Consider the following 25,710-nt stretch of genomic DNA (forward strand, 5'->3'; position numbering starts at 1 on the left):
TTGCTCTACCCCTCCACTACCCGTCTGTTTTCTACCCACGTTCACGCCTACAATAGGGCCTCCTCCTGTTGTGAGCGGCGAGCATGAAGCAGCACCCCAAACTTGTTGAGATGATGCGTGAGCTCATCGCCATTCCCTCTGTCAGCGCCACCAGCCCACGCTGGGACATGGGTAACCGACGAGTGGTTGAGCAGCTCGGCAACTGGCTGGAAGCACTGGGCTTCAGCGTGCGCATCACTCCGCTGGCCAACCCCGACAAAGCCAATTTAATCGCGACCTACGGACGCGGTGAAGGCGGGCTGGTCTTGGCCGGACACACCGATACCGTGCCCTATGATGACAGCCGCTGGCAGTCCGACCCCTTTGCCCTGACTGAGCGAGACCAGCGCTTTTACGGTCTGGGGACTGCCGACATGAAAGGTTTTTTCGCGCTGGTCATTGAGGCCGTCAGCAACTTGCTCGACCAGCCGTTCAACGCCCCGCTGATTATTCTTGCCACCGCCGACGAAGAAAGCAGCATGGACGGAGCGAGGGCCCTGGTGCAGGCTGACGTGCTCGGCGCCCGCTACGCCATTGTCGGCGAACCCACCGGCCTGCAACCGGTGCGAGCCCACAAGGGCATCATTATGGAAGCCATTACCATTACCGGGCGCAGCGGCCACAGCTCAAACCCGGCACTGGGCAACAGTGCACTGGAAGCGATGCATGAGGTGATCGGCGAACTGATGGGGCTGCGCGGCGAGCTGCAAGCCCGCTATCACCACCCCGGCTTCGACATTCCCAGCCCCACGCTCAACCTCGGTTGTATCCACGGGGGTGACAACCCCAACCGTATCTGCGGCCAGTGTGAATTGCACTTCGACATTCGCGCCGTGCCGGGCATGGAAACCGATGCCGTGCGCCAACAAATAGAACAACGCCTGCAGCCCATCGCCGAACGCCGCCGCATCAATATCGGCCTGCGCTCACTGATTGGCGGTGTTGAGGCGTACGAGCAAGCTGAAGATTCTGAGCTGGTGAAGGTCTCCGAACAGCTGAGCGGCAAACGCTCGCGCACCGTTAACTTCGCTACCGAGGCGCCCTTCTTCCAAAAGCTGGGGATGCAAACACTGGTGATGGGGCCCGGATCGATTGATCAGGCCCACCAACCGGATGAGTTTATGGCTCTGGACCAGATCGAGCCGGGCGTGGAACTGCTGCGCAAACTGATCCAGCGTTTCTGCCTTGATGCAAAATAGCCGCTGACTAGTCCTGTGCAAGCGGCGCAAACCCGGCACGGGTCAGGCCCTGCAAATCCCGCGGCGAGAGGGCAATTTCCAAGCCCCGCCGCCCGGCACTGACATACATGACAGACAGGCGCTCTGCACTGCTGTCAATAAATGTGCGAAGCGCCCGCTTCTGGCCCAGCGGGCTGACACCGCCCAGCACATAGCCGCTGCTGCGCGAAACCGCTGATGCATCCGCCATCGCCGCTTTCTTCGCCCCCGCAGCTTTGGCCAGTGCCTTGAGGTTAAGCATCGACGAGACCGGCACGACAGCCACCACCAGCTCGCCGCCCTGCAATTCCGCCACCAGCGTTTTGAAGACCTCATCGGGATTCAGCCCCAGTTTCTCTACCGCCTCCATGCCATAGGCACTACTGCCCGGGTCGTGATCATATTCGTGAAGCGTAAAGGCGATCTTGGCGCGTTTGGCCATGTCTACAGCGGGGGTCATACTCAGTTCCGTCTTCAGTGATGCCTGGGCAGGCATTTTATCAAGTTCGCGGAGAACAGTGAGGCCGTATCGCGCTCACGGCTTTTGCCAGCGCGCCTCCCCTGCGATAATCCCCGCTTACCATCTTTCTGGAGTTCCCATGTCTCAGCCTCCCGTTGCTCTGGTCACCGGCGGCAGTCAGCGCATTGGCGCCGAGATCAGTCGGCAGCTGCATGCCCAGTCGTATCAGGTAATTGTGCATTGCCGACGTCATAACGACGCCGCGCAGTCTCTGTGCGATGAGCTCAATGCCCGGCGGGCAAACTCTGCGGCGGTATTGTACGCCGACCTCGAGGAACGCGGCGCCGCCGAAAAGCTGGCCACCGCAGCACTCGACACTTGGGGACGGATCGATGCACTGATCAACAATGCCTCCGGCTTCTATCCCACTCCACTGGGCACCGTGACTGACGCCGACTGGGACAGCCTGATGAACAGCAATGTCAAAGGCGCGTTCTTTCTGAGTCAGACCCTCTATCCGGCACTGGCAGAGCAGCGTGGCGCAATTGTGAATCTGGTCGATATCTACGGGGAACGGCCGCTGCCACAGCACCCGGTGTACAGCATGGCCAAAGCAGCACTGGCAATGATGACCCGCTCACTGGCCGTTGAAATGGCACCCGCTGTGAGGGTGAACGGGATCGCACCGGGGGCGATTCTACCACCCGTGGCGAGCGATGCCTTTGGTGAAGAGGAAGCGAAGAATGTTCGCGAGCGCGTGCCCTTGCAGCGCTGGGGCGGCGCGGCGGAAATCGCCGCCACCGTCCGCTTCCTGCTGCGAGAAGACAGCTACGTGACCGGGCAGATCATTGCCGTGGACGGCGGCCGCAGTCTGATGCTGTAAGCTCAGCGATTGAGCACATCACCCCGTACACTCTCCGCAATACCCGCCACCTCGGCAATGTCCGAGTCGGCAGCGCCCAGCTCCTTCAGCGTTGCCGCCAGGTCTTCCACTACCGCATCGAAGTGCTCGTCCCCCAATGCCAGATGGGCGTGGGCATTGCGCATATCCTGGCCGCTGTAGTCATTGGGACCACCGAATACCATCGTCAGAAACGCTTTCTGCTTTCTGGCCTGCGCGACCATGTCGATATTCTCGAAATAGTCGCGGATGCGCTCGTCAGCCAGCACTTTGTCATAAAAGATATCGACTGCCTTATCAACCGCCGCTTCACCGCCCAAACGTTCGTACAGTGTTGTCATCATTTTTCCTCTCTCTAATAGATGCATTTATTTTGCATGTTTGTGTGTGCTTATAATGTCCTCGATGAAAACCGATGTAAATAGGTAAAAGATGAAACTGAGTAAACAGACGGACTATGCCTTCCGCACACTGATCTTTCTGGCCGAGCAACCGGCGGGCGAGCGGGTCAGCATTCAGCAGATCTGCGATTTTTTCGAGGTATCCCCCAACCACGTATCAAAGGTGGTGATGCGTCTGGTGCGCCGCGGTGACGTGGAAGCCCTGCGCGGGAAAGGGGGCGGCATACGCCTCGCCAAACCGGCAAGTGACATTTCCCTGCTTGAGATTGTGAAGGAATTTGAAACCACGCTGCGACCGATCAACTGCGCGGAACAGCCCTGCCGCATTCTTAATGGCTGCCGCCTGAAGGGGCTGCTGGATGGCGCGGTGCGCGCCTATCTGGAGAGTCTGGCACCCTACAGTCTCGCCGACATAGCGGGCGGCGAGCTGCAGGTACTGCGCATCGGGGGCTGATCAGTCTTCCGGCAACTCAGCGCTGTGATAGACGTTCTGTACGTCGTCCAGCTCGTTGAGCATGTCCATGAATTTCTCGAACATCGGCAGGTCATCAGCACTGATTGGCGCAGTGTTCTGGGGAATGAACTGAATTTCTTCGACATCGAAATCGATGCCCTCAAAGGCTTCCTGCAGAGCCTGCTTGGCCTTGAAGAAATCAGTATTGGGCGCAAACACCGTGATTTTGCCGTCTTCACACTCGATATCACTGACATCGACATCGGCTTCCATCAAGGCTTCCAGCACTGCCTCTTCATCATCGCCGTCAAAGACGAAAATGGCGGAGTGGTCAAACATGTGACTGACACTGCCGGGGGTACCGATTTTGCACTTGGTCTTGGTGAAGGCCAGACGCACATCGCCAAAGGTACGGTTGGGATTGTCGGTCAGGCAGTCCACAATCACCATGCAGTTGCCGGGACCAAAGCCCTCGTAGCGTGCAGGAGAGAAGTCCTCACCGGCACCGCCCTGGGCTTTGTCGAGTGCGTTTTTAATGACATGGCTGGGCACCTGATCTTTCTTGGCGCGATCCATCAGACTGCGCAGGGCCAGGTTTCCATCGGGGTCAGCGCCGCCGGATTTGGCGACCACGTAGATCTCGCGACCGTATTTGCTGTAGACCTTGGTTTTTGCCGCGGCCGTTTTGGCCATGGAATCTTTACGGTTCTGATACGCTCTGCCCATTACCTGGCTCCGCCGTTCATACAAGAAATTAAAGGGTGGCGATTTTAGCCTGTCACAGCGGGCCTCGCCAAGGCCGCGTCCCCACTCAGAATTCGAACTTCAGCGGGGCTTCTTCCCGGCTTTCCAGCACCACTGGCAGACGGAAACTGTCGGGCATTTTCTTCATGGTATACACCCGGTCGTGGTCGAGGTGGCGATAGCGCATATGCGCGCTATTGAGCAGCTCAATACGGTAGGCATCGTAGTGACCGGGGTCGGTCGGGTCGGCGGGCTTCATGCCGTCCACCATGACCCAGCCGCGGAAAATACGGAAGTACACGTCGCCAGACAGCCCCCAAAAACCCACCTCGGACTGGCTGCTGATTTTGCCATCGGGCGAGGTGCTGCGGAAATCCGTGCGATAGGTACCATCGGCCGCGCGCTCTACCAGCCATTCCTTGCGCACACCGCTGCCTGTTTCATTGATGCCGTACCATTTACCCAACAGTGCCCGGCGGGCCTGGGCCTTTGACAGACCGGTGTCGATTTCCACACTCGGCTCGCTCAGTACCGGGGCATGATCAGCGAGCGTGCTGACCGGCATAGGCCGCGCCTGCAAGCGCTTATCGGCGTGGTCACCCACGCCCACGCAGGCGGTAAGAGGGGCCAACACCAGGAGGGCCATCGCAGCGCTGGCGCCGCGAAGTAGACGCTTAACCATTAATATCATCCAGACATAACAGGCGCTGATGAGCGGGAAAATACAGCGCCGCAGAAATCGGATATTCTAACCCAGTTGCCCGCAAAGCCTCCCGGTAAATCTGCATTTTATTTGCATAGCGCTCGACCTGCTGAGCGAAAAAGTCCTCCAGCGCTCCTTTGGCTTCGGCCGTTTTGTAATCCACAATCCAGCAGCGCGGCTGCCCCTCTGCCGGATCGACAAAGGCCCGGTCGAGGATCAGGGTCTGCCACTGTCCACCCATGCGGCGGCGAATAGTCTGTTCACTGGCCTGCCAGTCGTAGCTGCGCAAGATCCACTGCCCTTGCTCACAGTCCAGAGTGTTGTCCAGCAGCTTCAGCACCCTCGCCAAGCTGGCCTCCAGTCCGGGTTCCGGATGGCAGTGGTGTCGCAGGCGCTGACGCAGCGCCCCTTCCAGCCGGGCGCGGTCTTCAATCAGGCGTTTGCTGCCCTGTTGGCGGCCGAGGCGTTCCATCAATTCGTGGAAGACAACCCCCACTGCCCGCTCTTCAATGTTGTCCTCCAGCACCGCGTTTTCCGACTGTCGCTGTACCCTTTGGAGGGCCGACTCCTCAGTCAGCAGAGGCTGCCAAAGCGGATTCAGCGTCGCCGAAAACCCGCGCAGACGCGGCGCCAACGGCACCCGCATCGGCGCCTCTGCATCGCTCTCGTCAAGCAACTCTGCCGCTTCAAAGTCCGGCGCCACGACCGGCCACAATCGCTCAAGAAAACTTCCCGCGTCAGGCTTGAGATCGTCTTTGCTATTCATTTTCGCCACAGCAAACAGATGCAGCTCACCTTTGGCGCGAGTCAGGGCCACATAGAGCAGGCGGTCCAACTCTTCGCTCAGCGCCTGCTTTTGCACGCCGCAAAGATAGTCGTACAGACGCTGTTCATCGCCACCACTGCGCTGGGGCTTGGGGCCGAACAGCATATGCTGTTGCAGCCGCTGCCAGGCCAGCAGCGGGCGATCGTCGTTGCGACCGCGATTGCCCAACCCCGGCAGAATCACCACATCGAATTCCAGCCCCTTGGATTTATGGATCGTCATCAATTCAACCGTACTGCTTGGGGGCGCGGCGTAAAGCCTCGACAGTGCCGCTTCCAGCGCCGCGATATCTTCCAGCACACCCGACGGCGCGTGCTCATCCAGCACGGACAGCACCCGGTCAATATCCGCCTGCTGATGGGCTTCGATACAGGCCGGACCACCCAGCCGGTGCCAGAGACTGCGCAGCGCCCAGCGCAGGTCCCGACTTTCAGGGCGGGCATCAAGCCAGTTCAGCGCCTCAACCAGGTGGTCACAGGCCTTTCGCCCCTCCTCGCTCAGAGAACGGTGCAACTCCACCGTGAACAGCGCTTCGCGCAGCGGTAATCCGGTTTCACGCAGGCTGAGCAGATCATCCCAACTCAGTCCCACAAAGGGCGCCCGCAGCAGGCCGGACCAGGCCACATCATCGGCCTCGTGCCAGAGCGCCCGCAACATCGACAACACATCCATCACTGCCGGCAGCTCGGTGAGACTGTCGATATCCTGCCCGGAAAACGCAATATTGGCGGCCTTGAGCGCCGGGGTAATCTGCCGCAGATGACGGCGGCTGCGCACCAGAATGGCGATACTCGCGGCGGGATTTTCCTGCTGTGCGCGCTGGATAATGGCAACCACCGCCTCCGCCTCGCGCTGGGCGGCGCTGCCCGCGGCATCGACTCCTTTCGCCATGGCAATGGGATGGACTTGCACCCGACCGATGTTCTGCCGCTGGGGCAGGGCCTCCACATAGGCACTGTCACGCTCGGCAAACAGGCCCCGGAAACAATCGTTGACCCAGTTGACCAGAGTGGGCGAGGAGCGGAAGTTGGCACGTAACTGCAACAGACTCAGGGCCTTGCCCGCAAACCCCGCTGACTGCCTCAGCTCATCGAACAGGCTCACGAGGCTGCCCCGGAAGGCGTAAATGGATTGCTGCAAGTCCCCGCAGAAAAACACCGAGCGGTGATCATCCGGCGTCCAATCCTGACACAAGGCCTTGAGCAGCTCGATCTGGCTAACCGAGGTGTCCTGCATCTCATCCACGAGAATGTGCTCAATGCGATCTTCCAGCAGCATCGCCTCACTGACTTCACCGCCGCTCTCGGCGCGCAGAGCATGAATAGCGCGCAGAGCAATTTCGCCAAAGTCGACACCGCCGCGCTGTTCAAACACCAGCCGCAAATGCGCCAGCAGATAGCGCAGCGCGATACAGAAGTGGCCGACCAGCTCGCGGGAACCCTCAGGCAATACCGGCGGCGGCAGCACGGCGAGCGCCTGCCAGTCAGCGGCGATGGCATCGGGGTCATCGTCCTGCGCGCGCTTCAGCCAGTCTTTGGCCTGCTCCGTGCCCAGCTGGCCTTTCTTGAACTTGGCGTGTTGCACGGAGCCCGGCTTATAGAGCTGACCGTTGTTGTTACAGATACTTCGGCCTATCGCCGACAACAGGGGTAAATCCTCGACCGTCACCTGCTCAGGCACAGGCAGTTCCGCCGCCCAGCCGTGGTCGTCGCAGACGCCGGAAGAGTCGCGGTACGCGGCAAATAATTCCTCAACACCAAAGTCCTGCAAACGGGACCAGTGTACGTGGAAGGCCTCGCTGACCAGCGCCGTCAGTGCCGCATCCATCACTTCCAGATCGGCGCCGAGAATATCTTCCTGCCACTGGTCGCGCTTGGCGAGCAGCGCCGACAGCAGCGGCTGTAAAGTTTCGATGCGGTTGCTACCGTAGCGCAGCAAGCTTTCCAGTGCCTCGCGCAGCGGGGGTGGGCAACTGGGCTCATCGAGCTGGCGAAACAGCTCCAGAATCGCCTCCCGATACAGGGCTTCGCTATCGCTGACCGGTGCCGCCACGCCCAGCCCCGACAATAGCGGCAGCCGCCGCACCAGACTTCCACAAAAGCTGTCGAAGGTGGCGATGCGCAATCGCGCACTGTTTTCCAGCAGATTCCAGTTGAGCCGCGCCTGATGCTCACGCACGGCCAGCACTGCCTCGCGGATATCGCGATCAAACACGCTGTTGATCGGCATGGACTCCGCCGATTGCAGGGCGCCCATCACCCGCTCTTTGATTTCACCCGCCGCTTTGTTGGTAAACGTAATCGCCACCACATGTTCAGGGCGCTCAACACACAGCAGGCAACGCAGATAGCGCAGCAGCAGCACGCCGGTCTTCCCCGAACCTGCCGGGGCGCTCAGTAATACCGAGCGCGTCGGCTCCACCGCCTGTTCACGCTGGAGCTGATCGGGAGGGCTGAGTAATGCGCTCATGCCTCATCCTCCGCAGTAGCGGCATCACGCAGCAGCGGCAGCAGGTAAGCGCTGAAGCTGCGATCGAGCTGGGTGTTGTAGTCGTGGGCAATATTGCCCGCCAGAATGCCCTCGGCCATGCCCTGTAGCGCCCGCTCCCAAGCCCCCAGTTCAGCCTGCCATTTCTCGGGGCTGTCGACATCATTGTCATGGGCTCGCTTGGCAATCACACTGTTGGCCCAGTTGCTGCGCAGGTGCACCTTCAGGTCGTCGGGACTGCGCAACTGCGCCAGCATCACGCCATCGACCGGCGCCTCATCGTTGGCGGTCAGCGCGTAAATGGGCAACTGCGGCTCAGTTAACGAATCACTGTTCAGCGCCTTGCCGTCGATGCTGCCGGTTTTGTAATCAATGACCAGTCGCTTGTCGCCAATCCGATCAATGCGGTCGATACGAAGCTTGAGTGGAATCCCCATCAGCTGGGCATCCATCGCTGTTTCCAGCGCCTCAATTTCAAAATCCTGTAGCCTCGCTTTTTCCTTGTACTCCAGCCAGTGGCTGATCAGCGCAACGACCCGCGTTTTTTCCAGGCGCAGCAGGGATTCGCCAAAACGCTGGGGATTAATCTCTGAATGTTGCAGCGCCTCGTCGACACACTGCCCCACCAGCGCCTCAATACGCGGAAAATCCAGTGCATCCAGCGCCGCCTTGTTACCCAGCCGCTGCCAGACCTTTTCCAGACTGTCGTGAACGAGAATACCCTGCAGGCGGTGATCCAGCCCTTCTGCGGGCCGGGGAAACTCCTTCAGTCGCAAGCGGTATTTCAAAAAGGCGAGGAAGGGACTTTGGGCATATTCCTTGAACAGACCGCTGCCACCACGCAACTGACTGCGCTGCGCCACGGCTACCGGGCGCACATTGTCCTCCTCGGGCAGCGACAGGTCTCCCGCCAGCTGGCAAACCGCCGCTGGAGAAATACCGTCCGCCTGCGGCAACTCGGGCAGCAGGCTGCACGGCAATCTCGGGGTACCGCTGAGGTCTTCGGCGGCATAGCTGCACTGCAACTGCGGCGCGCTGCGCAGCAGGTCTTGCAGCAGGCGGCGGTCGCGCTGCAAACACAAACCGGCTTCACAACCTTCTACCCCGGCATTTCGCTGGAGTTGCTGGGGCAGAAATGCCGACGGCTCGGCGCGACGCGGCAAGGCAGCGTCGTCCAAACCGGCGATCCACACGCCGTCAAATTGCAGGGCAAGTGCGTCGTCATAGTTCATGATGCGCACCGGCGGCGGTTGGCGACGGCTGACCGCAAAGCGCTTGGTGGTAAGGATGTGATGCAGCCAGCGCAGGGCTTCATCCTGTGGAATCTCGCCAAGCTGGCGATCCAATGCGCGGAATACGTCCATCGCCTGACTGAAGCCGCGTCGGCAATCCGCTACCACCGGGTCGTCGCTATCCGCATTGGGCCAGCCTGCGGCCAACAGCATCTGATCAAAACGCCGTACCCAGGCCGAGGGTAATTGCCGCGGCGGCAGCGCCTGAAGCTGCTCCTGCAGCGCCTGCAACACGCCCACGCCCGCGTCATCGGAGAAGTATGGCGCCAACGCCAGCATTTCCCCGAGCTTGCACTGCGCTGCCAAACGGTCCCGGCAGAAGCGGTCAAACTCCGCGCGGGGCTGACGCAAGGCGGGCCAGTCAGCAACAAAGCGACTGCGCAACACCCGGCTCAACTGTTCCAGCGGCAGCGCCGTGTGCCGCAGAGAAATGACATCCCAGGCGGCGCGGATCAGCGGGTAGGCATAAAGACTTTCGCTGCCCTCAAAAACCCAGGGCTCTTCAAGCGCGTCAGCGCCCACGTAGAGTGACTGCGGATAGAGCTGGCGGCGCAGGGCGCGCTCCAGGGGGGGCCGGTAGGCGTTCATATCCGGCAGCAGAACCGCCAGGCTGGCTTGAGGTTCACGGGCAAGCTGAGCCGCCAACCAGTTGGCGATAGCTTCGCATTCGTCATCGCCATGGGTCGCAGCCCATAGCTGCGGTGAGGCAATCGGGCGCTCATCATCAAGCCTGTAGGACTGCACACCTTCGACCACGCACTGATCGACAAACTGCCGGGCAGCCGACGGCAGGCTGAGCGCAGGCGACAGAATCAATTGATCAGGCAGTTGCAGTTCACCTCGATTCAGCGCTTGGGAAAGCGCCGCCGGTAGTTGCTCACTGCTCAGCGCATGCAGCTCATCAAAGGCCTGTTGCATGGCCTCACGCCAGTGGAAGAACGCCAAATATTCGGAGGAAAACAAATAGTCATCACGGTCACTGCCGAGCTGGTAAGCGGCGTGAAGCTGAAAAGCATCGACAAACTGACGGACGATAGCGAGGCTGTTGAGGCAATCACCGGGAAACAGTTCGCTGCCTTCAATAATCCGCCGTGCGATAGCCAGCAATTGAATCGGACGCAGCACCTGCTGACTGGGCAGGCTGGCATCCCAGAGTTCGGCCAACCATTGCCCGAGAGGCATTACGGTGATGGTTTCCAGAAAGGCCTGATCGTGCTCACCGCGCTGGGTGGCGATCCGGTCCCGCAGTTGGCGCGCGCTGGCATCGCTGGGCATCAGCACCACACTGTGGCCGGGCAAAGCCAGCAGTGCCTCTAGGCGAAGGTGACGCATTCAGCCTCCCTGTGTTGTCAGCCAGTCTCGCAAAGCCGCTATTCTGCCATGAATTCCCAAACCGGGCCGGAACAGAAACCGCGGCCATAAAAAAAGCCGCGACCAGCGCGGCTTTTCGCAATCGGGCAAAGCAGCCTTACTTGATTTTGGCTTCTTTGTAGATCACGTGCTTGCGAACCACCGGATCGTATTTCTTGAATTCGAACTTGTCGGGGGTGTTACGCTTGTTTTTAGTGGTCGTGTAGAAGTGACCAGTACCCGCGCTGGAGACCAGACGGATTTTATCGCTAGCGCCTTTCTTCGCCATGACGGTTCTCCTTAGTATTTCTCGCCGCGGGCACGCAGATCAGCCAGAACAGCATCAATGCCCTTTTTGTCGATGATACGCATACCCTTTGCAGACACGCGCAGGGTTACGAAACGTTTTTCTGCCTCAACCCAGAAACGGTGGCTGTGCAGGTTCGGCAAAAAACGACGACGGGTGCGGTTTTTTGCGTGAGATACATTGTTTCCGGTTACCGGACGCTTGCCAGTAACTTGACATACTCTGGACATGGTTTTCCTTCGCCTCTTGAGGCTTTTTACGCAAAAAAGCCCGATGAATTCTGCAAACTTCGCCTAAAAATTCTGGGTCTCAGCACCGAAAATCGGCGCCGGCAGCAGGCTTGCACGACACTCGGCCGAGGTCGGACCCAAATAGAGCGCGACTTTATACCAGAAGCCCGCCCCCTAATCAACGAAACTGGCGAAAATTCCATCATTCCGATCCGGCAGCCCTTCTGGTAGCCTTGCTGTTTTTATCGCGCGCGATATAAACCACAGCACATCGCCGCCCAAGGAGACTTTCCAGCATGTCACGTGAAGCTCTGTTCCACGCGTTTTCCTGTAAATCACTGACCGTGCGCAACCGCATTGCCATGGCCCCGATGACGCGCTCCCACTCCCCCGGCGGCATTCTGTCTGACGCCATGTGCGCTTATTACCAGCGCCGCGCCGAGGGCGGCGTCGGCCTGATTATTTCCGAGGGCACCGGCATCAACCGTCCCGGCGCGCTGCACGACAACAAGGTGCCACGCTTTCATGGCGAGGCGGAACTGGCTGCCTGGAAACGCGCCGTCGACGCCGTTCACGCTGCCGGGGGCGCCTTTGCCCCGCAGCTTTGGCACGTGGGGTCAATGCACACGACCGGTGACAGCGATGTGATTCCGGATGAACAACTGGAAAGTCCATCGGGACTGGCCATGCCGGGCAAACCACGGGGTAAGGTGATGAGTGACAGCGACATTGCCGACACGATTGCCGCCTATGCCGACGCCGCCCGCAACGCCAAAGCCATTGGCTGCGATGCCGCCGAATTTCACGGTGCCCATGGCTATCTGATCGACGAGTTTTTTTGGCCCGCCACCAATGAACGCAGCGACCGCTTTGGCGGCAAGACACTGGTCGAACGCAGCCGTTTTGCGGTCGAAATCCTCAAGGCCGCCCGGGCCGCTGTGGGTGAGGACTTCACGCTGATTATTCGCCTCTCCCAATGGAAGCAGCAGGAGTACACGGCGCGGCTGGCAGAAACACCGGAAGAGATGCAGTGTTGGCTGGGCGCCCTGAGCGACGCAGGTGCCGATATCTTCCACTGCTCTCAGCGCCGCTTCTGGGAGCCGGAGTTCGAGGGATCTTCGCTGAATTTTGCTGGCTGGGCGAAAAAGCTCACCGGCAAGCCCAGCATCAGCGTCGGCTCTGTCGGCCTTGCCAGCGACTTCATAGAATCACTGGCACAGGGCAAATCGTCAGAGCTGGCGGCGGAACAGAGTCTTGAAAACCTTGCCAAGCGGGTGGCCGATGGCGAGTTCGACCTGATTGCCGTGGGCCGCGCCCTGCTGCAAGACCCCAACTGGGTCGCCAAGCTGGAGCAGGGGCGCGACGACGAGTTCGAGCCCTTTGACGTGCGCAGTATGATGAGCCTGAGCTAAGCCTTCTTCATTTCCGCAAATGGCGGGGCGGCTTACAGCAAACCGCGCTCCGCCAACGACACCACCTCCGGTCCGGCCACCACGCAATGATCCAACAGGCGCATGTCCAACAGCGACAAGGCCTCGCGGATACGTGCCGTAATTCGCACATCGGCATCGCTGGGTTCGGCCACCCCGCTGGGATGATTATGCGCCACGATCAGCGCAGCCGCGTGCAGCTCCAGCGCACGTCGGGCAATCTCTCGCGGGTAAACGGCCGCCCCGTCAATCGTGCCGTAAAACAGAGGTTCGTAGGCAATCAGCCGGTGCTGATTATCGAGGTAGAGGGCGGCAAATACTTCGCGATGTTCGCCGCGCAGCTGGGCACAAAGGAACTGCTTGGTGGCCGAGGCACTGGCAAACACCGCATCGCGCTGCAGGGCCTCACCCAGATAGCGGCGGGACATTTCGATCACCGCCTGCAGCTGCACATATTTCGCATCGCCCAGTCCCTTAGAGGCACAGAACTGAGACTGGGACGCCGCCATCAGAGCCGTCAATCCACCGTGCTCGGCCAACAGCTCTCTGGCGAGGTCCACCGCCGACTTGCCGCGCACGCCGGTACGGAGAAATATCGCCAACAGTTCGGCGTCGGAAAGGGCTTCGGCGCCGCGCGCCAGCAGTTTCTCACGGGGGCGCTCGGCCTCCGGCCAGTGATTAATCGCCACATCACCCTCCTTGGCGTGGCAAACGCAGATCGCAGGCGGCGGTAGTCCCCACCGCCCTGAACGTTCATAATAGCTGCTTGATTTGCAATATCGAGCCCCGGCATGAAGCAGCTCAGTAACCGACATATTCTCCTCGGCATCAGCGGCGGGATCGCCGCCTATAAAAGTGCCGAGCTGGTGCGCCGCCTGAAAGACCACGGCGCCGACGTGCGCGTCGTCATGACCGCCGCCGCCATGGAGTTCATCACTCCGCTGACCCTGCAAGCACTGTCGGGCAATCCGGTGCATACCACGCTGCTCGATCCGGAGGCTGAAGCGGGCATGGGGCATATCGAACTGGCGCGCTGGGCCGACCTGATTCTGGTGGCCCCTGCCAGCGCCGATCTGATGGCGAGGCTGGCCAGCGGTCGAGGCGACGACCTGCTGACCACCTTGTGTCTTGCCACCCCGGCGCCCGTTGCCCTGGCACCGGCCATGAATCAGGGTATGTGGCGCGACCCGGCCACGCAGGCCAATGTCGAGATTCTGCGCGAGCGCGGCATTGCGCTGTTTGGACCAGCGGCCGGCGAGCAAGCCTGTGGCGATGTCGGGCCGGGGCGGATGCTGGAAGCCGAGCAACTGGCCGAACTGGCGGCGGGGCTATTTCAAAGCCGTGCGCTGGACGGCGTAAAATTGTGTATCACTGCCGGGCCAACGCGCGAAGCGATTGATCCGGTGCGTTACATCAGCAACCACAGCTCGGGAAAAATGGGCTATGCCCTGGCCGAAGCGGCCGCCGATGCAGGGGCGCAAGTCACGCTGATCAGTGGCCCCACACAGCTTCCCTGCCCGGAGCGCGTCACCCGTATCGACGTCATCAGCGCGCAGCAGATGTACGACGCCAGCCTGGAAAAAATGGGTAACTGCGACATTTTCATCGCCTGCGCCGCGGTGGCTGACTACCGGCCCGCGAACGTGGAAGAACAGAAGATCAAGAAGCACAACGACGCCATGCGCATTGAGCTGGTACGCAACCCCGACATCGTCAGTGCGGTTGCCAGCCATCCCAAACGCCCCTTTACGGTGGGCTTTGCCGCAGAAACACAGGATGTGGTGAGCTATGCGCGGGACAAGTTGCAACGCAAAAAGCTGGACCTGATCGTGGCCAACGATGTGTCGGACAGCCGCATCGGCTTCAATACCGACGACAACCGCGTGACCGTGATCGGCGCCGATACCGAGCAGCACATCGAACAGATGAGCAAGCGCCAGCTCGCCCGGCAACTGATCGCCTTGATTGCCCAGCAGCACAGAGAACCGGCAGACTGAGAGCCGCGTTCTGGACAGCCGCCTCAAGGCCTTCCATGATAATGCAACGCCCAACTGGCAGGGATTACCGATAACACCATCATGCTTACGTCGCGCCGCTCACCGAAGAACACCGCCACAAAAGTCTCACTGACACCCGCCCGGCGGGACATTCTGCTTTCCGGACTGGCCTGTGTGGCACTGATCATGGCGGCTTTTTACTGGATTCAGAACATCGAGTTGCCGCGCAGCACCAGCCAGCGCGTCGCCGCGGTCACCAGCGACATCGCCGACAAAGAGAAACGGGTGCTCGACGACCTGCTTGCTGGTATCGGCGAGCGAGTCACCGCCCAGTCCAGCAAACCCGACATTATCGCCGCATTTGACCAGGGCGATGCTGCAGCGCTGAGCAAAGAAGCGCTGGATCTGCGTCGCAGCTTTCCCGCAGCCACCGACAGCAAGCTGATCCGTATCGGCCCTCAGGGTATCGCCGACGAAAGCACTGAAACCAAGCGCCTGCGCAACCATATTGAAATCGACATGTTGCGCAAGGCCATCGACAGTCAGCAGCTCATTATCGAGGCCTACCAGCACGACAAGCGCTGGCTGATTTCGCTCTTGCAAGTCGCCGGTGACCAAGGGGCGATCATCGTCAGCTTCGATGCCGAATTCTTCGCCCGGATTCTGCGCAATATCGCGGGGAACTCCGTCAGTAACCAGCTGGTGCAACGCTACAAGGGCAGCGAAAGCGTGGTCATTGCCGCCAATGGCCAGCAGTACAAGCAATACATGGTCAGTCGCGCCCTCACCATCCCCGGCTGGTCACTGGAAGTCTTTCCACAGCAGGTAACGGTCAATGCGCTGACCATCGACAGCACCCTGATCTGGCTGGTTTGTCTGCTGTGCCTGGCACTGATTACTGCCAGCCACAGCATCTTTTTCCTGCGCGCCAGCGCCGCGCCCCTGCGTAAAGCCCTGAGCAACGAGAGTACCGCCTCACCGGATATTCCCGATATCGACAGCTTGATGGGCAAGGACAAAACCGTTGAGAAGAAACCGCTGCAAAGCCAGCACGGCGGACGCTTTGATCCCACCGCCGACCTGCGGCCACCGCTGCCTGAGGCCAAACCCCTGACGTCCAAGAAAACCGCCTCCAAACCCGACAAGCCAGCGCCGCAATCGAGCGCCAAAGAACCCGCCGCCGATACTCCGCCACCCAATCGCCGCAACTGCTTCCGCGCCTATGACATTCGCGGGATTGCCGATCGCGACCTGGACAGCGATTACTGCCGCCACATTGGCCGCGCCCTGGGCAGCGAAGCCCTCGCCCGTGGCCAGCAGAAAATCTTGCTGGGGCGCGATGGCCGGGAGAGCAGCCCGCGTATTCGCGAGGCGCTGATCGAGGGCTTGCTGAGCTGCGGCGTTGATGTTGTCGATCTTGGACTGATCGCCACGCCCATGCTGCACTTCGCCTGCCACGACCTGAATATCGGCAACGCGGTGATGATTACCGGCAGTCACAATCCCGCCGAATACAACGGCATGAAAATGTTGCTGGGCTTTGAAAGCCTGAGCAGTGAAGAGATTCAGGCCCTGGCCGACCGCGTTGCCGAGCAACGCTACGAGCAGGGCGAAGGACAACTCAGCAGCGACAGTATTGAACAGCGCTATATCGACCGCATCTGCGGCGACGTGGTTATTGCGCAGACGCTGAAAGTGGTTATCGATGCCGGCAACGGCGCTACCTCAAATATCGCCGTTCCACTGTTTGAGGAGCTGGGCTGCGAGGTCACGCCACTGTTCTGTGAGGTGGACGGCCGCTTCCCCAACCGCAACCCCGACCCTACGATTCCCGAAAACCTCGACGCGCTCGCCGCTGCGGTGGCCGAGCAAGGCGCCGATATCGGCATTGCCTTTGACGGCGACGGTGACCGAGTGGCGGTGGTCAGCGCATCCGGACGCCGCCCCCGCGCCGACCAGTTACTGATGGTGCTGGCCGACGACATGGTGAGCCGCAATCCCGGCTGCGAAGTGCTGTTCGACGTAAAATGCAGTCGCTTGCTCGGCCAGCTGGTGTTGGACCGTGGCGGCCGCCCGGTGATGTGGAAATGTGGCCACTCGCATATGAAACGCAAGATCGCCAGCAGTGACGCACTGCTCGCAGGCGAGTTCAGCGGCCATATCTTCTTCAAAGAACGCTGGTACGGCTTCGACGACGGCCTGTATGCCGCCGCCCGCCTGCTGGAAGCCCTGACACTGGCCGGCACCACACTGGACGAAGAGCTGGTCAGCTATCCCAAGCTGTTCAGCAGCCCGGAGATTCTGCTGCCCGTGGATGACGAGCGGAAATTTGATGTGGTGAATGCCTTTGCCCAGCAGAACGATTTTCGCGATGCCAAGCTGATCGATATCGACGGTCTGCGCTATGAATTCCGCAACGGCTGGGGCCTGCTCCGGGCCTCCAACACCGGCCCGGCGATCACCCTGCGCTTTGAAGCCGAGAGCGAAGCCGCCCTGGACGGAATTCGTGAAAGCTTCGCACAAACGCTGGCGAAGATTGATCCCAACTTGGCAGATAGTCTTTAATACCGCCTTTTCACCTGCGAACCCAGAGCATGAGACCAGCTATGTCACTAAGCCGCGACGCTGCGGGCGATATCGCCCGCGTTCTGACCGAAGCCCTGCCTTACATCCAACGTTTCACCAATAAAACGATTGTGGTGAAGTTTGGTGGCAATGCGATGATCGACGACGAACTGAAAGAGCATTTCGCCCGCGATATCGTACTGATGAAGCTGGTCGGCATGAACCCGATTGTGGTGCATGGCGGCGGCCCTCAAATCGGCGACCTGCTCAAGCGATTGCAGATTGAGTCCCATTTTGTAGAGGGCATGCGCGTTACCGACAGCGATACCATGGACGTGGTGGAAATGGTGTTGGGCGGCAGCGTGAATAAGGAAATCGTCTCGCTGCTGAATCATAACGGTGGCAAGGCCGTGGGCCTGACCGGCAAAGACGGCCAGCTCATTCGCGCGCGCAAACTCAAGGTTCGCCACAAGACGCCAGAGATGTCGGCCCCGGAAATTATTGATATCGGCCATGTTGGCGAAGTCGCCAGCATCAGCACTGATGTGCTCGAAATGCTGATCAACAGCGATTTCATCCCGGTGATTGCACCGATTGGCGTCGGCCCGGATGGCGCGTCATATAACATCAATGCCGATCTCGTGGCCGGCAAAGTGGCCGAAGTCCTGAAAGCCGAAAAACTGATGCTGCTGACCAACATCGAAGGGCTGAAAAACAAGGAAGGCAAAGTCCTGACAGGACTGAGCACCGAGCAGGTAGATGCGTTGATCGAAGACGGCACCATCTACGGCGGTATGCTGCCCAAGATCGGCTGCGCCTTGGACGCAGTAAAAGCGGGCGTGAACAGTGCCCATATTATCGATGGCCGCGTGCCCCACGCCGTACTGCTGGAAATCTTCACCGATACGGGTGTAGGCACCCTGATTACCAACCAGAGCCTGCAAGCCGAAGACGCATAAGGATTTTTCATGAACAAGCGTCCCTCGCGTCGCGACGATATTCTGCAGGCGCTGGCTACCATGCTGGAAACACAGCCCGGCAGCCGGATCACCACGGCCAAACTGGCGGCAGAAGTGGGTGTCTCGGAAGCCGCGCTTTACCGCCATTTCCCCAGCAAGGCGAAGATGTTTGAGGGCCTGATTGAATTTGTGGAAGACGCGGTATTCAGCCGTGTAGCCCAAATTGTCGAGCACAGCGACCAAGCCGACGACGCCATCGCCAAGCTGCTACACCTGCTGCTGGCCTTCACCGAGCGCAACCCCGGCATTACCCGCATTTTCAATGGCGATGCCCTGGCGGGAGAACACGAGCGTCTACGCGGCCGCGTGCAACAATTTTACGACCGTCTGGAAATGCAGTTGCGACAAATTCTTCGCGAGGCTGAACTGCGTGAAGGCAAACGTACCCGCGCCACCGCGAATGCCACTGCGAATCTGCTCATGGCATTTGCCGAAGGGCGTATCGGGCAATTTGTGCGCAGTGATTTCAAGCGCGCGCCAACGCAGGACTGGGAAGAACAGTGGGCCCTGTTACAGGACATGCTGTTCCGCTAGGACATCAATCGCGCGGCTCTGACTGCCGGGAATAGCTGCGGCGACGCAGCACCGTTTCCAGCTGAGAGAAGCGCTCTTTATCCCGCTCATAGGCGGCATCGACGTCATCCAGCTCCACCAGCCGCCGCCCGATCTGCTGCTCGGTAGTACTGACTTCGTGACGCAAATCCGCCAGCGTTTTACTCAGCGCCGCAGGCACCGCCTGACCACGGCGCTCCAGCTCTGCGGCTTCGGCCTGATTGTTCAGCACCTGCTGTTTCACGGTGGAAAGATTACTTTTCAATATGGAGATGCGCACCCGAATGTCGGTCAGCGCGCGCTGCTTGGCGTGCTCAATATCATCGATATTGCTGTAGCGCAGCAGCAGGGATTCGTCCCAGGCCCGCAACTTTTCCTCAGCCTCTGCCCGGGCGCGGGCCACCGCCTTTTCTCGGCGAAGGGCTTCACGCTCTTCTTCAGTCAGCTGCGGGGCAACGCTTTTCACCACACTGCCGTCGGCACGAATCACATCGTAGCCGCGCGGCACCACATCGGGTGGCAGGCGATCGAGAATCACCACTTTATTGCTGGCATCCACATAGCGGTAGAACAGTTTTTCCGCCGCCTGCGCTGAAACAGCGCCAACAGACAGGAAAATGCCCAACAATACTGCGACTCGCTTTAACAAATCTGCCTACCCTCGTTGCTGCCCTACTTACCTTTTAACTTACAGTGTAACGCCGTATTGGGTCCGGTAATCACTGACCCTGCTCAGCAGCGCCGGGTCGTTGGCGGCACTGCGCAGATACTCGATGATATCCGCCAGACCGACAATGCTTATGACCTGCAGTTGGCGCTCCTGTTCCAGTTCCTGTATGGCCGAGAGCTCGCCTCGCCCACGCTCCTGGCGATCCAGACCGATCGCTACCGCCGCGACGTCTGCGCCAGCCGCTTCGATCATGGTGATGGCCTCGCGAATGGCGGTACCGGCCGTGATCACATCATCAATAATCAGTACTCGGCCCTTCAGCTCCGCACCCACGATGGTGCCACCCTCGCCGTGATCCTTGGCTTCTTTGCGGTTGTAAGCGAAGGGGACGTCGCGCTGGTGGCGCTGCGCCAGCGCACAGGCCGTTGCCGCAGCAAGTGGAATGCCTTTGTAGGCCGGCCCGAACAGCAGATCGAATTCGACACCCGAATCCACGATCGCATCGGCATAACAGGCCGCCAGCGCCGCCAGTGATGCCCCGCTGCTGAACCGCCCCGCGTTGAAAAAATAGGGGCTGATGCGGCCAGATTTAAGCGTAAACTCGCCAAAACACAGCGCGTTGCTGTCGATGGCCTGGGAAATAAACTGCTGCTGATACGGTTTGATGCTCATGAAAGGCGATGACTCACTGACAAAAACGTTGGCATATTGACGGTATTGTACGCCCCGGAACTTCGTCGTCACAGCCACTGGCCCGCTTTATGCAGAGCAATATGTGGGAATATGAAACGAAAAAGCGGATTTTGGCGGTGTTTTTACGGACATTCACCGCTTGCAGATTGTTGTCCAATGGGTTTCATTGTAGTCTAACATGCTGTTTACAGTGGGAATTGCCGACCGGATACGGGCAAGATAACTACCCGCCCTGCCAGCGGCAAAGTACAACCTCCCTCTGCCAAGACCGTAATTGGCGGACAGTTTCAATACACATAGCCTGGGCGACTTTGCCCACACCAGACGTACGAGAACCGCATGAGAATCATCAGCTTTTGCGCTGACAGCATCACTGATGCCGCCGAGAAAGGCTTTTTTGACTGGGTCGTGAAGCAGGATGCCGACATCATCTGCCTGCAGAACCTGGGCATTGCCGAGTACAAACTCCGCGACGACGTGTTCTTTCCCCGTGAATACAACCCCTACTTCTTCGATGCCGCCGATGGCAAGAGCAACGGCGTTGCTATCTACTGCCGTCAGCTCCCCAAAGCGATTATGACCGGGCTGGGCTTTCTCGATTTCGATATGGAAGGCCTCTACATTCAAGCCGACTTTGACAACATCAGCATCGGCAGCCTGTTGTCACCCTCAGTACCGGACGGCGATGCCGAGGCGCAAATTCGCAAGAGCCAGTTTTTTGAGCAGTACTACAACCACCTGCACAAAGTGCGCAACAAGCGCCGCGATTTCATCATTTGCGGCAACTGGGGCATCGCCCACAAAAGCATCGATATTCAGGATGTGAAAGGCAATCACGGCGTTTCCGGCAGCCTGACCGAAGAGCAGCAGTGGATGGAACGCCTGTTCCACGACGAGCACTACGCCGACGCCTTCCGGCTGGTCAACAGCGATGCCGACGAGTTCAGCTACTGGCCCGACGGTGAGCCGGGTAAAAACGGCTGGCGGGTTGACTACCAGGTGGTATCAGAACGCCTGCAAAGCCGCGTTGAGCATGGCGCCATCTACAAGGTTCAGCAGTTCGGCAAGCACGCCCCGCTGATTATGGATTACGACTACGAACTGCCGGAGAGCGCCTTCTAAAAAGGCGCCCTCCGCTGGCTTACTCGACCAGCGCGGCCCGCTGTGCAGAGATCAGCTCAGCAATACCCTGCTCAGCCAAATCCATCATCGCATTCATTTCTGAGCGACTGAACGTCGCTCCTTCTGCAGTGCCCTGCACTTCAATCATGCCGCCACTTTCGTCCATCACCACGTTCATATCCGTCTCGGCACTGGAGTCTTCCAGATAATCCAGGTCCAGCACGGGCTGCCCCTGATAGACGCCGACCGACACAGCAGCCACCATCTGCTTCAGCGGATCACCGGCAATCGCGCCGCTGCGCTGCAGTGAACGGATGGCATCGACCATGGCCACACAAGCGCCGGTGATCGACGCGGTGCGCGTGCCGCCATCGGCCTGAATGACATCGCAGTCCAGCGTAACGGTGTGTTCGCCGAGCAAGGTCAGGTCGACAGCCGCGCGCAGCGAGCGGCCAATCAGTCGCTGAATTTCCTGCGTCCGTCCGGACTGCTTGCCTCTCGCCGCTTCTCGCGCCATACGAGACCCGGTAGAACGCGGCAGCATTCCGTATTCCGCCGTCACCCAACCTTGGCCCTTGCCGCGCAGAAACGGGGGCACACTGGCCTCAACCGAGGCGGTACACAGCACTTTGGTGGCGCCGGTTTCCACCAGTACCGAACCCTCAGCGTGACAGGTGTAATGGCGGGTAATACGGGTTTCGCGCTTTTCGTTACCGGCGCGACCGCTGGGTCGAACAACAGTCATAATCATCTCCTATGTCTCAGCCGCAAAGTATACCGGCTAGGGAGGGCCTGAAGCGAAGGCCGTTTACCGATACAATGGCTGTTCAACATGAAGCTATTGAGCACTGAGGTTACCGTGACCATTTCCAGCATGACCGCCTTCGCCCACCGCCGCAGCGAACACCCCTGGGGCACCGCCATCTGGGAGCTGCGTTCGGTCAATCATCGCTACCTGGAGTTGTCATTCAAGCTACCTGAAGGCTGGCGGCAACTGGAACCCGAATTGCGCGACCGCCTGCGCAACGCCCTGCAACGCGGCAAGGTCGAATGCTCATTGCGATTGAGCCTGCAGGATCATAACCAACAACTGCAGCTCAATAAGACCCTTGCTCAGCAACTGCTGGACACCGCCCACCAGCTGCGCACCGATATCGCTCACGCCGCACCGATTGATGTGCTGGACATCATGCGCTGGCCTGGCGTCATGCAAAGCGGCGAACTGGATGGCGACACCATTACCAAAGACCTGCTGGCCGCCTTTGTCGACGCCCTCGACGACCAGCGCGCCAACCGCCAGCGCGAAGGCGACGAACTCGCGCTGCTCATTGAACAGCGCCTCAGCAGTATCAGCGAGATCGTCACCGACCTGCGCGCCCGCATGCCAGAGATCGTCAGCGGTCAGCGCGACAAACTGCGCAGCCGCCTGGCCGAACTGCAGGCTGAACTCGACGCGGAACGCCTCGAGCAGGAAATGGCACTGATCGCTCAAAAGGCCGATGTCGACGAAGAGCTGGACCGCCTCGACACCCACGTAAAAGAAGTGCGCCGCGTCCTCAAGAAAGGCGGCGCGGTCGGCCGACGCCTCGACTTCCTCATGCAGGAACTCAACCGCGAAGCCAACACCCTGTCCTCCAAAGCCGTCGTTGCCGAAAGCACCCAAGCCGCCGTTGAGCTGAAAGTACTGATCGAACAGATGCGCGAGCAGATCCAGAATATCGAATAAATCTTCTAGCACGCGAGTTCAGCGTCGGCTTGCCTCGCCTACCTACCAAATGGTAGGCTCTCCAGTAACAAGCCAATGAGAGCACACGCGAGATGAACACCCGGGAGCAATTACTGAATCAGGCTGAATTTCTGCTCAGGGAACGCGGCTATGCGGCATTCAGCTATGCCGATCTCGCCAGTGCGGTGGGTATTCGCAAGGCGAGCATTCATCACCATTTCCCAACCAAGGAAGCCCTCGGCATCACAATCGTGGAGTCTCACCTGGCGGAACTGACGTCCCGCCTGCAACAGATTCAAACGGAACAGCCGACGCTGGCAATGCAGATTATGGCCTTCAGCACACTGCTCAGCGAGAAATCCGCAGACCGCACACTGCCGCTGTGCGCCGCCCTCGCCGCCGAGGTCACCGTGCTGCCGGAGCGCCTGCAAACACTGACCCGGCGCTTTTTCGATATTCAACTTCAGTGGTTACAGACGGCCATTGCCAGCGCAATAGCTCGCGGCGAATGCACGCTGGACGCCCAGCGCATCGGCGTGGAGGCGGAACATCTGATGGCACTGATTGACGGTGTGGCGCTGGTTGCGCGCGGAACCGGAACGGCTTATGCCCTCGACAGCGAGATCGTAAACCGGCTGCTGGGCATCTCTGCAAACCGCTAACCGCTCTAACACCAAGCTTCTAATCCTGCCTGAAAAGGACGCCACTATGAGTATTCCCGTTGCCTCGGCCCTCGGCTTCGCCCTGTGGACACTGGTCATTCTGTTTTCGACTGTAGGTGTTTACCGCTGGAGCCGCATTTTCACCGGACGCGCCAGCATCAGCCAATGGACCGCGAATCCCGACGATGGCTCAGCCTGGTATGGCCGGGCAATGCGTGCACACATGAACTGCATTGAAAACCTGCCAGTGTTCGCCTGCATTGTCTTTGCCGTGGAAAGCGCCGGCGTCGCATCCGCCACGCTCGACACGCTGGCGCTAACGGTTCTGGGAACCCGCGTAGTACAGAGTACGGTGCACATTGCCCTGCCACAGAGCGAGCGCATCGCGACCCTGCGTTTTCTCGCCTTTTTTTCCCAGATTCTGGCAATGTTCGCGATGGTGGGCAGCTTGCTGGTGTCGCTGTAGCACCCTCACCCCACTATTTCTCGCGACCGCGGAGCCGTATCGTAAATCGAGAGTAGCTGCCGGAAGGGCTGAGGGGGAGTATACTGGCGCGATGCATGCCGTTAATTCTCAGCGCGGTCGTCGCCCTGTTCATTCAGTCGTAGTAGGCAACACGTGAACGCTCGCCAAAACTCCTCCGCTTTTCAAGCCGACCTACTCCTGCTGCTGGTAACGATTGTTGCGTCCACTGGCTGGATTTTTTCGCGTGAAGCGGTCGCCGGACTCCCGCCACTCACGTTTATGGCACTGCGTTTCGGCGGCGCGTCGTTGATCCTCGGCGCCCTGAGCTATCCCAGCCTGAAAAAACTGACCGCAAAACAGTGGCGCGCCGCCAGCCAGGTGGGCGGCCTGTTTGGTATTTCAATGATTTTCTGGGTACTCGGCCTGAAGCTGACCTCGCATGTGGGCATTGGCGCCTTTCTTACCAGTTTGGGTTTACTGCTTGTGCCACTGATCAGCCGCCTGTTTGGCGAGCGCCCCGGCCCCTATGTGTATTTTGCCCTGCCTTTTGCCATGGCCGGACTGGCCTGTCTGTCGCTGGATGGTGAGTTCCACATCGGTATTCCGGAGCTGTGCTTCCTCACGTCGGCGTTAATCATGAGCCTGATGTTTGTGCTGAACAGCCGCGCCGCGACGTATATCTCGGCCATGCCGCTGACCGCCATTCAGCTGTTTTGGACGGGCATCATCACCGGTCTGTGTGCCGTATTCTTTGAGCCACCCGCCTTCCAGCAACCCGCGGCGATCTGGGGCTGGTTTGCCGCCAGTCTGTTTATCGCCACCTGTCTGCGTTTTGTATGGCAAACCCACGCGATGGGCAAAACCCTGCCCAGTCACAGCGCCATTATTATGATTCTTGAGCCAGTCTGGGCTGCCGTATTGGCAACCCTGTGGCTGGGTGAGCGCATGAGTGGACTGCAACTGGCCGGTTGCGGACTGATTTTTACCGCCATGCTGGTCAACCGCTGGCCGGCACTGCAGCAGTCCATCAAGGGAGCGCTGAAGCGCCGTCACGCGGCAAGCTGATCGCTAGTCCTGCTCTGGCGGCGCCAGCATGTCATCGTGCTCGTCCATCTCCCAGGGCAGATGTCCCGGCGACACATGCACAAAGTGCAGATATTTCTCAAAGTGATCGAGAATGTCCGTCGCGATCTCGTGCTTGTTGAAACCGTAAATGTCGTAGGACTGGCCACCGCGCCGTAAGAACACCTCAGCGCGGCAGTAGTGCAGATCATCGCTTTCCTCTCGACGCATTTCCGGATAGGCATACCCCGGCAGCTCGTGCTCCACCAGGCGAATTTCATAGATGAAATTCACGTCGCCCTGCCGCTGAACCTCCAGGCAGATCCGCGGCATAG

General features: G+C 59.7%; 25 protein-coding genes and 1 pseudogene. 13 read left to right on the forward strand and 13 right to left on the reverse strand.

The window, feature by feature from the left end; translation table 11 throughout:
* The first annotated feature begins 83 nt into the window (after window positions 1–83).
* Complete coding sequence (gene argE / locus AC5DB9_RS04680; protein WP_272991214.1) at window positions 84–1,238, forward strand: acetylornithine deacetylase; 1,155 nt, start codon at window positions 84–86, stop codon at window positions 1,236–1,238.
* Between the two features lie 7 nt (window positions 1,239–1,245).
* Here argE and ybaK read toward each other — a convergent pair whose 3' ends face one another.
* Window positions 1,246–1,716, reverse strand: coding sequence for a Cys-tRNA(Pro) deacylase (gene ybaK / locus AC5DB9_RS04685; protein ID WP_272991212.1), 471 nt, complete (start codon window positions 1,714–1,716; stop codon window positions 1,246–1,248).
* Window positions 1,717–1,855: 139 nt separating this feature from the next.
* On the opposite strand from ybaK, the gene AC5DB9_RS04690 reads away from it, so the two are divergent.
* Window positions 1,856–2,599, forward strand: coding sequence for a pteridine reductase (locus AC5DB9_RS04690; RefSeq protein ID WP_272991211.1), 744 nt, complete (start codon window positions 1,856–1,858; stop codon window positions 2,597–2,599).
* Window positions 2,600–2,601: 2 nt separating this feature from the next.
* Here AC5DB9_RS04690 and AC5DB9_RS04695 read toward each other — a convergent pair whose 3' ends face one another.
* Complete coding sequence (locus AC5DB9_RS04695; RefSeq protein WP_272991210.1) at window positions 2,602–2,961, reverse strand: group I truncated hemoglobin; 360 nt, start codon at window positions 2,959–2,961, stop codon at window positions 2,602–2,604.
* A gap of 88 nt (window positions 2,962–3,049) precedes the next feature.
* On the opposite strand from AC5DB9_RS04695, the gene AC5DB9_RS04700 reads away from it, so the two are divergent.
* Window positions 3,050–3,472, forward strand: coding sequence for an Rrf2 family transcriptional regulator (locus tag AC5DB9_RS04700; protein ID WP_022959077.1), 423 nt, complete (start codon window positions 3,050–3,052; stop codon window positions 3,470–3,472).
* On the opposite strand, the gene AC5DB9_RS04705 is transcribed toward AC5DB9_RS04700, so the two are convergent.
* The 6 genes from AC5DB9_RS04705 to rpmB all read right to left on the reverse strand — a co-directional run bounded on the left by AC5DB9_RS04705 (window position 3,473) and on the right by rpmB (window position 11,411).
* Entirely contained in the window at window positions 3,473–4,198 is a 726-nt protein-coding gene (locus AC5DB9_RS04705) for a YebC/PmpR family DNA-binding transcriptional regulator (RefSeq protein WP_022959076.1), read from the reverse strand.
* A gap of 85 nt (window positions 4,199–4,283) precedes the next feature.
* Window positions 4,284–4,898: a hypothetical protein gene (locus tag AC5DB9_RS04710; RefSeq protein ID WP_022959075.1), complete on the reverse strand. Its 615-nt coding sequence runs from the start codon at window positions 4,896–4,898 to the stop codon at window positions 4,284–4,286.
* Entirely contained in the window at window positions 4,891–8,214 is a 3,324-nt protein-coding gene (locus AC5DB9_RS04715; protein WP_272991209.1) for a UvrD-helicase domain-containing protein, read from the reverse strand. The genes AC5DB9_RS04710 and AC5DB9_RS04715 overlap by 8 nt, the downstream gene beginning before the upstream one ends.
* Entirely contained in the window at window positions 8,211–10,856 is a 2,646-nt protein-coding gene (locus AC5DB9_RS04720; protein WP_272991208.1) for a PD-(D/E)XK nuclease family protein, read from the reverse strand. The genes AC5DB9_RS04715 and AC5DB9_RS04720 overlap by 4 nt, the downstream gene beginning before the upstream one ends.
* A gap of 136 nt (window positions 10,857–10,992) precedes the next feature.
* Entirely contained in the window at window positions 10,993–11,163 is a 171-nt protein-coding gene (gene rpmG / locus AC5DB9_RS04725; protein ID WP_022959072.1) for a 50S ribosomal protein L33, read from the reverse strand.
* Between the two features lie 11 nt (window positions 11,164–11,174).
* Window positions 11,175–11,411 carry a 50S ribosomal protein L28 gene (gene rpmB, locus AC5DB9_RS04730; protein ID WP_022959071.1) on the reverse strand — a complete coding sequence of 79 codons (237 nt, stop codon included), beginning with the start codon at window positions 11,409–11,411 and terminating at the stop codon, window positions 11,175–11,177.
* Between the two features lie 296 nt (window positions 11,412–11,707).
* Between rpmB and AC5DB9_RS04735 the strand changes: the two genes are divergently transcribed.
* Window positions 11,708–12,823 (forward strand): NADH:flavin oxidoreductase, encoded by a 1,116-nt coding sequence (locus AC5DB9_RS04735; protein ID WP_272991206.1) that lies wholly within the window; start codon window positions 11,708–11,710, stop codon window positions 12,821–12,823.
* A 32-nt stretch (window positions 12,824–12,855) separates the two neighbouring features.
* Here AC5DB9_RS04735 and radC read toward each other — a convergent pair whose 3' ends face one another.
* Window positions 12,856–13,530 carry a RadC family protein gene (gene radC, locus AC5DB9_RS04740; protein ID WP_272991205.1) on the reverse strand — a complete coding sequence of 225 codons (675 nt, stop codon included), beginning with the start codon at window positions 13,528–13,530 and terminating at the stop codon, window positions 12,856–12,858.
* A 102-nt stretch (window positions 13,531–13,632) separates the two neighbouring features.
* Between radC and coaBC the strand changes: the two genes are divergently transcribed.
* From coaBC to slmA, 4 genes are all read left to right on the forward strand, one after another.
* On the forward strand, window positions 13,633–14,838 hold the full coding sequence (coaBC, locus tag AC5DB9_RS04745; protein ID WP_272991204.1) for a bifunctional phosphopantothenoylcysteine decarboxylase/phosphopantothenate--cysteine ligase CoaBC: 1,206 nt from the start codon (window positions 13,633–13,635) through the stop codon (window positions 14,836–14,838).
* Window positions 14,839–14,919: 81 nt separating this feature from the next.
* Window positions 14,920–17,403 (forward strand): phosphomannomutase/phosphoglucomutase, encoded by a 2,484-nt coding sequence (locus tag AC5DB9_RS04750; RefSeq protein WP_272991203.1) that lies wholly within the window; start codon window positions 14,920–14,922, stop codon window positions 17,401–17,403.
* A gap of 41 nt (window positions 17,404–17,444) precedes the next feature.
* Window positions 17,445–18,362, forward strand: a complete 918-nt coding sequence (argB, locus tag AC5DB9_RS04755) for an acetylglutamate kinase (protein ID WP_022959066.1) — start codon at window positions 17,445–17,447, stop codon at window positions 18,360–18,362.
* A gap of 9 nt (window positions 18,363–18,371) precedes the next feature.
* Entirely contained in the window at window positions 18,372–18,956 is a 585-nt protein-coding gene (gene slmA / locus AC5DB9_RS04760; protein WP_022959065.1) for a nucleoid occlusion factor SlmA, read from the forward strand.
* Between the two features lie 4 nt (window positions 18,957–18,960).
* On the opposite strand, the gene AC5DB9_RS04765 is transcribed toward slmA, so the two are convergent.
* Entirely contained in the window at window positions 18,961–19,623 is a 663-nt protein-coding gene (locus tag AC5DB9_RS04765; protein WP_272994039.1) for a hypothetical protein, read from the reverse strand.
* Between the two features lie 39 nt (window positions 19,624–19,662).
* A complete protein-coding gene (gene pyrE, locus AC5DB9_RS04770; RefSeq protein ID WP_349676061.1) occupies window positions 19,663–20,316 on the reverse strand; it encodes an orotate phosphoribosyltransferase in 654 nt (217 codons plus the stop codon).
* A 360-nt stretch (window positions 20,317–20,676) separates the two neighbouring features.
* Here pyrE and AC5DB9_RS04775 point away from each other — a divergent pair, with 360 nt between their 5' ends.
* Window positions 20,677–21,459, forward strand: a complete 783-nt coding sequence (locus AC5DB9_RS04775) for an exodeoxyribonuclease III (protein ID WP_272994040.1) — start codon at window positions 20,677–20,679, stop codon at window positions 21,457–21,459.
* A gap of 19 nt (window positions 21,460–21,478) precedes the next feature.
* Here AC5DB9_RS04775 and rph read toward each other — a convergent pair whose 3' ends face one another.
* Window positions 21,479–22,210, reverse strand: coding sequence for a ribonuclease PH (rph, locus tag AC5DB9_RS04780; protein ID WP_272994041.1), 732 nt, complete (start codon window positions 22,208–22,210; stop codon window positions 21,479–21,481).
* An 81-nt stretch (window positions 22,211–22,291) separates the two neighbouring features.
* On the opposite strand from rph, the gene AC5DB9_RS04785 reads away from it, so the two are divergent.
* The 4 genes from AC5DB9_RS04785 to AC5DB9_RS04800 all read left to right on the forward strand — a co-directional run bounded on the left by AC5DB9_RS04785 (window position 22,292) and on the right by AC5DB9_RS04800 (window position 25,378).
* Window positions 22,292–23,185 (forward strand): YicC/YloC family endoribonuclease, encoded by an 894-nt coding sequence (locus tag AC5DB9_RS04785; protein WP_272994042.1) that lies wholly within the window; start codon window positions 22,292–22,294, stop codon window positions 23,183–23,185.
* A gap of 92 nt (window positions 23,186–23,277) precedes the next feature.
* Entirely contained in the window at window positions 23,278–23,847 is a 570-nt protein-coding gene (locus tag AC5DB9_RS04790) for a TetR/AcrR family transcriptional regulator (protein WP_272994043.1), read from the forward strand.
* A gap of 46 nt (window positions 23,848–23,893) precedes the next feature.
* The gene (locus AC5DB9_RS04795; RefSeq protein ID WP_272994044.1) at window positions 23,894–24,313 is read left to right on the forward strand and encodes an MAPEG family protein; all 420 of its coding nucleotides are present in this window, start codon (window positions 23,894–23,896) and stop codon (window positions 24,311–24,313) included.
* A gap of 153 nt (window positions 24,314–24,466) precedes the next feature.
* Window positions 24,467–25,378: a DMT family transporter gene (locus AC5DB9_RS04800; protein ID WP_272994045.1), complete on the forward strand. Its 912-nt coding sequence runs from the start codon at window positions 24,467–24,469 to the stop codon at window positions 25,376–25,378.
* A gap of 3 nt (window positions 25,379–25,381) precedes the next feature.
* Here AC5DB9_RS04800 and AC5DB9_RS04805 read toward each other — a convergent pair.
* Window positions 25,382–25,710: pseudogene (locus AC5DB9_RS04805) on the reverse strand (choline transporter); the annotation flags it as partial.

The sequence above is a fragment of the Spongiibacter sp. genome, assembly GCF_984394615.1.

Excerpts from the sequence above, each read along its gene's own strand:
- AC5DB9_RS04735 (WP_272991206.1), top strand. The coding sequence starts at position 11,708 with ATGTCACGTGAAGCTCTGTTCCACGCGTTTTCCTGTAAATCACTGACC.
- AC5DB9_RS04720 (WP_272991208.1), bottom strand. The coding sequence starts at position 10,856 with ATGCGTCACCTTCGCCTAGAGGCACTGCTGGCTTTGCCCGGCCACAGT.
- coaBC (WP_272991204.1), top strand. The coding sequence starts at position 13,633 with ATGAAGCAGCTCAGTAACCGACATATTCTCCTCGGCATCAGCGGCGGG.
- AC5DB9_RS04795 (WP_272994044.1), top strand. The coding sequence starts at position 23,894 with ATGAGTATTCCCGTTGCCTCGGCCCTCGGCTTCGCCCTGTGGACACTG.
- argB (WP_022959066.1), top strand. The coding sequence starts at position 17,445 with ATGTCACTAAGCCGCGACGCTGCGGGCGATATCGCCCGCGTTCTGACC.
- AC5DB9_RS04790 (WP_272994043.1), top strand. The coding sequence starts at position 23,278 with ATGAACACCCGGGAGCAATTACTGAATCAGGCTGAATTTCTGCTCAGG.
- AC5DB9_RS04695 (WP_272991210.1), bottom strand. The coding sequence starts at position 2,961 with ATGATGACAACACTGTACGAACGTTTGGGCGGTGAAGCGGCGGTTGAT.
- AC5DB9_RS04785 (WP_272994042.1), top strand. The coding sequence starts at position 22,292 with ATGAAGCTATTGAGCACTGAGGTTACCGTGACCATTTCCAGCATGACC.
- AC5DB9_RS04705 (WP_022959076.1), bottom strand. The coding sequence starts at position 4,198 with ATGGGCAGAGCGTATCAGAACCGTAAAGATTCCATGGCCAAAACGGCC.
- AC5DB9_RS04750 (WP_272991203.1), top strand. The coding sequence starts at position 14,920 with ATGCTTACGTCGCGCCGCTCACCGAAGAACACCGCCACAAAAGTCTCA.
- AC5DB9_RS04715 (WP_272991209.1), bottom strand. The coding sequence starts at position 8,214 with ATGAGCGCATTACTCAGCCCTCCCGATCAGCTCCAGCGTGAACAGGCG.
- rpmG (WP_022959072.1), bottom strand. The coding sequence starts at position 11,163 with ATGGCGAAGAAAGGCGCTAGCGATAAAATCCGTCTGGTCTCCAGCGCG.
- AC5DB9_RS04690 (WP_272991211.1), top strand. The coding sequence starts at position 1,856 with ATGTCTCAGCCTCCCGTTGCTCTGGTCACCGGCGGCAGTCAGCGCATT.
- slmA (WP_022959065.1), top strand. The coding sequence starts at position 18,372 with ATGAACAAGCGTCCCTCGCGTCGCGACGATATTCTGCAGGCGCTGGCT.
- AC5DB9_RS04710 (WP_022959075.1), bottom strand. The coding sequence starts at position 4,898 with ATGGTTAAGCGTCTACTTCGCGGCGCCAGCGCTGCGATGGCCCTCCTG.
- pyrE (WP_349676061.1), bottom strand. The coding sequence starts at position 20,316 with ATGAGCATCAAACCGTATCAGCAGCAGTTTATTTCCCAGGCCATCGAC.
- AC5DB9_RS04700 (WP_022959077.1), top strand. The coding sequence starts at position 3,050 with ATGAAACTGAGTAAACAGACGGACTATGCCTTCCGCACACTGATCTTT.
- AC5DB9_RS04775 (WP_272994040.1), top strand. The coding sequence starts at position 20,677 with ATGAGAATCATCAGCTTTTGCGCTGACAGCATCACTGATGCCGCCGAG.
- rpmB (WP_022959071.1), bottom strand. The coding sequence starts at position 11,411 with ATGTCCAGAGTATGTCAAGTTACTGGCAAGCGTCCGGTAACCGGAAAC.
- argE (WP_272991214.1), top strand. The coding sequence starts at position 84 with ATGAAGCAGCACCCCAAACTTGTTGAGATGATGCGTGAGCTCATCGCC.
- ybaK (WP_272991212.1), bottom strand. The coding sequence starts at position 1,716 with ATGACCCCCGCTGTAGACATGGCCAAACGCGCCAAGATCGCCTTTACG.
- rph (WP_272994041.1), bottom strand. The coding sequence starts at position 22,210 with ATGATTATGACTGTTGTTCGACCCAGCGGTCGCGCCGGTAACGAAAAG.